Origin of the sequence: Amycolatopsis sp. NPDC102389 (assembly GCF_044765885.1) — a bacterium.
Classification (GTDB): domain Bacteria; phylum Actinomycetota; class Actinomycetes; order Mycobacteriales; family Pseudonocardiaceae; genus Amycolatopsis.
In genome coordinates this window covers 5,345-11,992 of record NZ_JBIWKX010000090.1, presented here as the reverse complement: position 1 = coordinate 11,992, position 6,648 = coordinate 5,345, and the positions used below count along the sequence as shown (strand labels likewise).

The 6,648-nt window shown below is 71.3% G+C and carries 3 protein-coding genes and 2 tRNA genes; all 5 read right to left on the bottom strand.

What is annotated here, in order from left to right; genetic code table 11:
* Positions 1–109: 109 nt before the first annotated feature.
* A tRNA-Val gene (locus ACIRGA_RS38580) sits at positions 110–181 on the bottom strand.
* Positions 182–217: 36 nt separating this feature from the next.
* Positions 218–292 (bottom strand) — tRNA-Val (locus ACIRGA_RS38575).
* Positions 293–373: 81 nt separating this feature from the next.
* The gene (locus tag ACIRGA_RS38570; protein WP_400951530.1) at positions 374–2,218 is read right to left on the bottom strand and encodes a protein kinase; all 1,845 of its coding nucleotides are present in this window, start codon (positions 2,216–2,218) and stop codon (positions 374–376) included.
* A gap of 9 nt (positions 2,219–2,227) precedes the next feature.
* Positions 2,228–4,111, bottom strand: a complete 1,884-nt coding sequence (locus tag ACIRGA_RS38565; RefSeq protein WP_400951527.1) for a serine/threonine-protein kinase — start codon at positions 4,109–4,111, stop codon at positions 2,228–2,230.
* Between the two features lie 49 nt (positions 4,112–4,160).
* On the bottom strand, positions 4,161–6,389 hold the full coding sequence (locus ACIRGA_RS38560) for a heavy metal translocating P-type ATPase (RefSeq protein WP_400951524.1): 2,229 nt from the start codon (positions 6,387–6,389) through the stop codon (positions 4,161–4,163).
* Positions 6,390–6,648: the final 259 nt, after the last annotated feature.

Below are 6,648 nucleotides of genomic sequence, written 5' to 3'. Positions count from 1 at the left end.
GTGGGGTGGGGTGCGGTCCGCACCCCCCCCCCCCCCCCCCCCCCCCCCCCCCCCCCACCACCCGCAACGCGAAAGGCCCCACCCGAGCCGGATGGGGCCTTCACTGCGGTGGGCGATACTGGGATCGAACCAGTGACCTCTTCGGTGTGAACGAAGCGCTCTCCCCCTGAGCTAATCGCCCGCGGTACGAACATCGGTCCACCGGAGGAAGCGGACCTGGTGCGCGATACTGGGATTGAACCAGTGACCTCTTCCGTGTCAGGGAAGCGCTCTCCCGCTGAGCTAAACGCGCGTGGTGAAGTTGTTCGTACTGAAGCTAGCTTAGCGGACCGGTTTCCGGGGCCTTCACAGGGGTTCCCCCCATCCGCGACGCTCAGGGTTTCGGCAGCTTCGAGGCCACCGAGACCGCGATCTCCTTCGCCCGGTCGCAGGGGCTGCCGCTCCCCTCGCGCGCGATCAGGCGCACGGCGACGTGTTCGGCCTCGCGGTCCGGCGCCGGACGATGCTGCCAGGTGACGGCGCAGTTCGAGCCGCCGAACTCCCGGACGCCGCCGGTGACTCCACTGCCGAGGTCCACCGGCGAACCTTCGGGCGCGTACGCACTTCGCTGGAACTCGACGGTCAGCGTGTCCTGGCCGCCATCCCACTCGCAGATCCGCAACGTCCGCGGGGCCGGCTGCGCGTTGGGCATGGCCTTGCCGAGCACCCCCGGATCAGCGGTCGCGCACGGGTCGAGCGGGAGGATGCTCGCCGGGTCGCCGGCGCGGTCGACCTCGTGGGTGCGCAGCCGGGTGAGGGCGGCGGTGAGCATGTCGTCGGCGGCCTTGCAGGGATCGCCTTCCCGGCCCGGATGGGAGACGACGACACCGAGCCGCCGTTCCGTCGGCAGCTGGACGACCGAATCGCAGCCGCCGCTGATCGTGCTGCGCAGCAACGGAAGTCCCTCCGCGGTGCGATCGGTCCGCTCGAGGCTGCTCGTGGACACGCCTTCGCCGAGCCGCAGCTCGAAGCTGACGCCGTCGAGTCCGGTGTACTTGCAGCGGGCGGGGTAGGTCAGGCCCGTGTCCGGTTTCAGGGTGCCGAACTCCTGCACGAACCGGCCGGCTAGCACCTTGCACGGATCCACCAGGCGCAGGCGTTCCGCACCGAGCGCGTCGGTCGCGGACAGCGACGTCGTTCCGGGGTTCTCCGGCTTGGCATAGTCGGCGATGGTGAAGCCGAGCGCGACCACGCCTGACACCAGGAGCAGGACGACCGCGGCGAGCGCGCCGAACAGGATCTTCTTCGTCCGCGGCGCCATCTTCTTGGGCGGCGGACGCCAGATCGGCAGCGGCAAAGCCAGCACCGAGCGCACTTCGGTGTCCTGCTGCCGGATCCGGGCGTTCACGGCGGGCGGCCAGGGCGCCACACCAGGCGGCACGGGGCCGAGGAAGTCCAGGATCTGTTCCGGAGTCGGCCGCCGCGCGGGATCCTTGGCCAGGCAGGGTTCGGCGAGCCGCCGGATCTCGTCCGGGACGTCGCTGAAATCCGCGGTGGCGTGCACGACGTTATACAGCGTTTGCGGCGCGGTCGGTCCGGTGAACGGGCCGCGGCCGGTCGCGGCCATGACCAGGATCGCGCCGAGGGAGAAGACGTCGCTCGCGCCGGTGACCTGCCCGCTGCCCGCTTGTTCCGGCGACATGAACGCGGGCGAGCCGATGATCGCGCCCGTCCCGGTGAGGTCCTGCGCGTCCTCCGCCACCCGTGCGATGCCGAAGTCGATCACCCTGGGGCCGTCACTCGTCAGAATGATGTTGCTGGGCTTGAGGTCTCGGTGGATCAGCCCGGCACGGTGGATCTCGGTCAGCGCCGCGGCGAGCCCGGACGCCAGCAGCCGCACCGACCCGGCGGGCAGGGGCCCGGCGGCGTCCACGGCTTCCTTCAAGGACGGCCCGGTGACGAAGACCGAGGCGAGCCAAGGGGTTTCCGCTTCGGCGTCGGCGTCCATGACCGCGGCCGTGTAGGCGCCGGAAACCAGCCGCGACGTGGCGACCTCCCGCCGGAACCGCTCACGGAAGCGTGGGTCGTGCGCGAACTGGGCATGCAGTTGTTTGACCGCGACGAGCCTGCCGTCCGGGGCCAGGCCGAGGACGACGCGGCCCATCCCGCCTTCACCGAGCTCGGCGATGATCCGGTACGGGCCGATCTGCCGGGGTTCCCCGGGGTTCAACGGTTTCACTGGTCAGCCCTAGGGTTTCGGAAGTTTCGGCAACAGCGCCCCGGCGAAGCCCTTGGCCTTCTCGCAGGCTTGGTCGGCGGTCATCTTGGTACCGCTGGTCCCGACGGTGAGCTCGACGTTCTCGCCGTCGCGGTCGCTGACGGACCGGTGCTGCCAGGTCAGCGAGCAGCTGGAGCGGGCGACGCCGTCATCCTTCTTCCCCAGGTACACCTTGGCACCGCCGAGATCCAGGGTGGCGGTCTCCGTGTAGTACGAGTCCTTCGATTGGACCGGCGGATACGCCCGCACGAAGCTCACCCGGACGCTGCCCGCCGCGTCGTACCGGCAGGTGTGCAGATGTTCGCGGATCGTTTCGACGACCGGGCCGATCAGCCGGTCCGTGGTCGCGGGGCCGACCAGCGCGCACGGGTCCAGCGGCGCCAAGGTCCCGGCGGGAAGCTCGCGTTCCTGCCCGCCTGCACGGATCCGTTTGACCGCGTCGGCGAGGGCGGCCTTCACCACCGAACACGCCTCGTCCTTTGTGGACATCGAGTTCACGTCGGCTTTGAGTTTGGTGATCGGCAGACCGGAGACCGGCACGGCGACCGCGCACGCGTCGTCGGAGCCCTTGACGCGTAACGGAAGCCCTTCCAGCTCGCCGTCGGCTTGGCCGTCGACCAGGTCGCCGCCGACCCCCAGCTCCAGCCATTTGCCCGCGGGCGAAGAGAACGTGCACGAGTCGAAATGGATGTCGATCTCGATGCTCAGCTTGCCGAAGCCGGGCACGTCACGACCTTTCAGGACCTTGCACAGGTCGACCCGGCGCAGGTTGTCCGGGCCGAGCGGGTCCTGGTTGACCGGGGTGGCGACCGGCTCGTCCGGTTGCGGCGGCGAACTCGGCGCGACGGCCGCAGGCGGCGGATCGTCCCCGGACAGCGACACCGCCGCGACGACACCGCCGACGAGCAGCACGACCGCGGCCGCGGCGAGCCCCGCGTACAGGCCACGACGGGATCGCTTCGGAGGCGGCGGGTTCAGCAGCCGCCCGACCTCGGCCTGCTGGGTCTCGATGAGATGCGACACCACCGGCGGCCACGGGCTGCTCATCGGCGGGATCGGGCCGATCCGCTCCAGCACCCAGGCGGGTGACGGCCGATCCGCCGGGTTCTTCGCCAGGCACGGTTCGACGATCTGCCGCAGCTCCGGTGCCAGCTGCCGCAGGTCGGGGTGGACGTGCACGACGTTGTACAGGGTGTGCGGGGTGGACGTCCCGGTGAACGGGTTCGACCCGGTCGCGGCCATCACCAGCAGCGCGCCGAACGAGAACATGTCGCTCGCCGGGGTCAGCGGTTTGCCCTCGGCCTGTTCCGGCGACATGAACCCGGGCGAGCCGATGACGGCGCCGGTGTGCGTGAGCTCGGAGTCGCCTTCGACGGCGCGGGCGATGCCGAAGTCGATCACCCGGGGGCCGTCGCCGGTGAGGATGACGTTGCTCGGCTTCAGGTCACGGTGGATCAGTCCGGCCCGGTGGATGTCGCGCAGTGCCAGCGCGAGCCCCGCGGCCAGATGCCGGATCGACATCGGAGGCAGCGGGCCGCCGGCGGAGACCGCGTCGGACAGCGCCGGTCCCGGAACGAACACCGAGGCCAGCCACGGTGTCGGCGCGTTCGGGTCGGCGTCCATCACCGGCGCGGTGTACGCGCCGGACACCAGACGGGAGGTTTCGACCTCCCGGCGGAACCGCTCGCGGAAGCCGGGGTCGTGCGCGAAACCCGGATGGACCTGCTTGATCGCGACCAGGCGCCCGTCGGAGGAGGTCCCGAGCAGCACCCGGCCCATCCCGCCCTCGCCGAGCGCGGCGAACACCCGGTAGCGCCCCACGCCGGTGGGTTCGCCGGTGTTCAACGGCTTCACGAAGGCCCCCTTGTCCCGAGGGGCGATGGTACAAAACCACCCTGAAGTGTCACGCAGCGCGTCGGTCCGCCCGGCCGAAGTCCTTGAGCCGGAGGCTGTTGGACACGACGAGCACGGAGGACAGCGACATCGCCGCCCCGGCGATCAGCGGGTTCAGCAGCCCCAGCGCGGCCAGCGGGATCGCTGCGACGTTGTACCCGAACGCCCAGACCAGGTTCCCCCGGATGATCCTCAGCGTCCGATCGGCGAGCCGGATGGCGTCGGGGACCACTCGCAGGTCTTCGCGGACCAGCACCATGTCGGCGGAGCGCACCGCGATGTCGCTGCCCTGGGCCATCGCCATGCCGAGATCCGCGGTGGCCAGCGCCGGGCCGTCGTTGATCCCGTCGCCGACCATCGCGACCCGCGCTCCCCCGGCCCGCAGTTCTTCGATGACCGCGGCTTTCTCCGCGGGCAACACTCCGGCGCGCACGTCGGAGACGCCGATCTCGTCCGCGACCACGCGGGCGGCGGCTTCGTTGTCGCCGGTCAGGAGCACGGTCCGCAGGCCGAGCTCGTGCAGAGCGTCGACGGCGGCCCGCGCCGACGGCTTCACGACGTCCCGGACCGCCAGGTGCCCGGCGATCCGGCCGTCCACCGCGACGAGGATCGCCGTCGCACCGCCCGCTGCCATGAAGTCGTCGGGGGCGGCGATCCCGTGATCGGCGAACAACCGCGCGTTGCCGACGAGGACCTCGTGCCACTCGACTTCGCCCTTCGCGCCAAGGCCGGGCAGCGCGCCGAAGCGTTCGACCGGGGGCAGGTCCGGCAGTTCGGCCCGCGCCGCGGTCACCACGGCCGCCGCGATGGCGTGCTCCGAACCGGCCTCCACGGCCCCGGCGAACCGCAGCAGCTCGCCGATGGTGAACCCGTCGGCGGGACGGCACGCGGTGACGGTCATCTTCCCGGTGGTGACGGTGCCGGTCTTGTCCAGCACGACGGTGTCCACCGTGCGGCTCGCCTCGAGCGCGTCCGGTCCCTTGATGAGGATGCCGAGCTGAGCGCCGCGACCGACGCCGGCCATCAGCGCGGTCGGTGTCGCGAGCCCGAGCGCGCACGGGCAGGCGATGATGAGGACGGCGACCGCCGCCGCGAAACCTTCGCGGGCGGATGCCCCGCCGAGCAGCCAGACCGCGAGCGTCAGGGCGGCCACGCCGAGCACGGCGGGGACGAACACCGCGCAGATCCGGTCGACCAGACGTTGTACCGCGGCCTTGCGGGCCTGCGCGCGTTCCGCCAGCGCGGTCATCTGGGCCAGCTGGGTGTGCGCGCCGACGGCGGTCGCGCGGATGACGAGCCTGCCGTCCCGGTTCACCGAAGCGCCGACGACCCGGTCCCCGGTGGCGACTTCCGCGGGCACCGGCTCGCCGGTCACCGCACTGACGTCCACGGTGGACAGTCCGTTGTAGACGAGGCCGTCGGCGGCGATCGACTCCCCCGGCTTGACCACGAACAGGTCGTCGACGGCCAGTTCGCCGATCGGGACCATCCGCTCGACGCCGTCCCGCAGCACCCGGACGTCCTTGGCGGCCAAGGCGTCCAGCGCGGCCAGCAGTCCGGCGGCACTGCGCCGGGACCGGCTCTCGAAGTACCGACCCGCCAGCAGGAAGGTGGTCACCCCGGCGGCGACGTCGAGGTAGATCGCGTCGGCGCCGGCCGCCGTCGGGCCGAAGCCGATCCAGTAGCCGGGTTCGCCGCCGCCCGCGAAGGCCGACCAAGCCGACCACGCGAACGACGAGAGCACCCCCAGCGACACCAAAGTGTCCATACTGGACGATCGATGGCGGAGGTTTCGCAGCGTGGCACGGTGGAACGGCAGCGCGGACCAGAACACCACGGGAACGGCCAGCGCGAGGCACAGGAGTTCCCAGCCGGGGAACCGCAGCCGCGGCACCAGGGCGAGCGTGATCGAGAGGTTCCCCAGCGGGATGGCCAGCAGCGCGGCGACGACCAGCCGCCGCCGGAGATCGCGGACCCGGGCGAACCCGAGATCCGGATCCTCGTCGCCGCGGATCTCCGCCGTGTAGCCGGATTTGCGGACCCGCTCGATGAGCACGTCGTCGGCCAGCGCCGCGGGCACCTGAACTGTGGCGCGCTCGGTCGCGTAGTTCACGGACGCGCGCACGCCGTCGAGCTTGTTCAGCGTGCGTTCCACCCGCGCCGAACAAGCGGCGCAGGTCATCCCCGACACGGTCAGTTCCACCGTGCGGACGGCGGCTTCCGGCGCGGAAATCGTCATTTCGTGGCACTCCCAGGATTCACCGATGGTTCCTCGGTGGTGGAACAGGTGTCCCTGGTGGTGCCGAGGCAGATTACCGCCGCCGGGAACCGGACCCGCCGCCGGGCCGACTACTGCGGTGGTGGTGGAAACAGGTGTCTCAGATCAGGCTTCGGTACAGCTGGTCGTGGGGGGGGGGGGGGGGGTTGGTAATGACAGAACGCACCCAACCCCACACCCCCCACCCACCGCCCGGGGGGGGGGCGCGGGGGGCGGGGTG